Source organism: Sphingobium scionense (genome assembly GCF_014197035.1).
Taxonomy (GTDB): Bacteria; Pseudomonadota; Alphaproteobacteria; order Sphingomonadales; family Sphingomonadaceae; genus Sphingobium; species Sphingobium scionense.
Map to the genome: position 1 here is coordinate 1 of NZ_JACIEU010000082.1, position 2,294 is coordinate 2,294.

General features: G+C 61.1%; 2 protein-coding genes. Both read left to right on the forward strand.

Annotated elements, in window-relative coordinates; translation table 11 throughout:
- The first annotated feature begins 94 nt into the window (after positions 1-94).
- On the forward strand, positions 95-874 hold the full coding sequence (locus GGQ90_RS28780; RefSeq protein WP_188084639.1) for a hypothetical protein: 780 nt from the start codon (positions 95-97) through the stop codon (positions 872-874).
- 62 nt (positions 875-936) lie between these two features.
- Positions 937-2,274, forward strand: a complete 1,338-nt coding sequence (gene cls / locus GGQ90_RS28785) for a cardiolipin synthase (protein WP_188084640.1) — start codon at positions 937-939, stop codon at positions 2,272-2,274.
- Positions 2,275-2,294 lie beyond the last annotated feature (20 nt).

Here is a 2,294-nt window from a genome sequence, read left to right on the forward strand (position 1 = left end):
GAGGACCCCCGACCTTTCATCTGGAAGGCCGATCCGGACGAAATTATAGCCGCTGTACGGCGCGGGCACCAAGTGTTGGAATCAATCCACTAGGTTGAGCGACGTAGTCGCTCTGCTCGCTGGTGGCCCGCCAATCAATGCGCAAGACCTTCGTGCTATCGTCGTCGACGAGTTATCTCGGTTGGGACGCAACCTGCGGGAGCAATCGGAGAGCCCTTGGCTCGACTACTGGAATACCGACAGTGATGGAAAGCCGGCGAACCCGAAAATCGAGAACGTGGCACGTAATACCACACTGACGAAACTGCGGGGCGCACTAGAGAAATACCAGATCGCGGTGACGCTGCCCGAGGTTCAACGCAAGGATTCCACGCGGGTCGATCTCTACTTTGCGACCCACAACGGAAGTAACCTGCCCATCGAGGCGAAACGCCACTACCACAAGGACCTATGGACTGCCGGCGAGGGCCAACTGCAGGGCTACACCACGAGCGAAGGCGCGACCGGTGTCGGGATATTGCTCGTCTTCTGGTTCGGCGCTGATTGGACGAAGACAACCTCGAGACCGGGGCTGCCGGACCCGGCTGACGCGACAGAACTTGGCCAGCAACTCGTCGAAGCCCTGCCTCGACATCTTCGGGAATTCACCGATGTCGTCGTTCTCGACGTGTCGCGCCCAGGAGGCGGAGAAAGCGAAGCAGAATGGAAAAAGCGTAGGAAGGCACCCTCTGGAAAGGGAGTCGCCGCAGCTCCAATTGCCAAGCCCTCGAAGAGAAAAGCGGCCTCGGCGAGCGCGAATAGGACCAGACCATCCGCGACCAGTTCGCAAACGCCACTGGAGAACGAAATTGAGTTGAAGGGCGCGACGGAATGAGGGAGGGGCAAAGCGCGCGGCAGGCATCGTGGCTGAAGCCGGAGGCATCCTAGCGTAGCGCCATGATCGCATTTGCCATCCTGCTAGCGGCAATCCATGTCGCGGTCATTGTTCGAGCAATCCTGCTCGAGGGACGCGAACCGCTGGCACGAACGGCCTGGCTGCTTCTGTTGATCGGCCTACCGGGAATCGGAACGATCCTGTACCTCTTCTTCGGCGAACCGTGGATCTCTACCGCTTTTCGCGAGCGCGCGCGGCGAGCCTACAAGGAACTGCTGCCTTTTGCTCCGGATCACGCCGGCGCGCCGAATGACCCAACCGCCGCCGCCAACGCCTTTCGGACCTGCGAGGCGGCAAGCCATTGGCTGCTAGCCACAGGAAACACCGCTTCGGTCGCGACGGACTCGGACGGCGCAATCGAGACGATCGTTGCTGATATCGATGCCGCCCGCCAGACAGTGCATCTGTCCTTCTACATCTGGCTGAATGATCACAACGGCACAAAGGTGGTCGAGGCGATCTGCCGGGCCGCCCGCCGCGGCGTGAAATGCCGCATCGTTGCCGATGCCGTCGGCTCGCGCGCGATGGTCAGATCACACGACTGGATGCGGATGCGCGAAGCCGGTGCAAAACTTTGCGTCTCGCTGAAAGCCCCGCTGGGCCTCGGCTTCCTGGTCGGGCACCGTGTCGATCTGCGCAATCACCGGAAGATCGTGGTGGTCGATGGCTGGATCACATGGTGCGGCAGCCAGAACTGCGCCGACCCGGCCTTTCTTCCCAAGCGCAAGTTCGCCCCCTGGGTCGATATCCTGATCCGCTATGAAGGGCCGGTAGCGCGTCAGGCCGAACTGATCTTTGCCGCTGCCTGGACAACAGAAACGGGCGAGGATCTTCGCGAGGCGTTGAGCATGGGGGCGCCGCAGCCGCGAGAGGGGGGCTTTCCGGCCCTCGCGGTGGGCACGGGGCCCTTGTCGCCTCGTGGAACGATGACCGATATCTTCGTGGCGGTCCTCGCATCAGCGCAGGAAAGCGTGACGATCACGACCCCATACTTCGCGCCTGACCCGCCATTACTAGCTGCGATTGTCGCTGCGGCCCGCCGGGGTGTCGAGATCCGCATCGTCTTTCCCCGGCGCAATGACAGCCGGATTGTCGGCGCGATCGGCCGTGCCTATTACCCCACGCTTGCGGCGGCGGGCGTGCGCATCTTCGAGTTTCGAGGCGGCCTGCTGCATGCCAAGACGCTTGTGGTTGACGGTTCGCTTGGGCTGGTTGGCTCCGCTAACATGGATCGGCGCAGTCTCGATCTCAATTTCGAGAACAACGCGCTGTTCTGTCCCGTGAGCAAGTGTATCATTAATAATAATGCATTGATAAAACGCGATGATTCCTTGCGATAGCTAAAAGGGCGCATCATTGG

What these genes read in the sequence shown, in the direction of transcription:
- cls (WP_188084640.1), top strand. Translation starts at nt 937, where the DNA reads ATGATCGCATTTGCCATCCTGCTAGCGGCAATCCATGTCGCGGTCATT.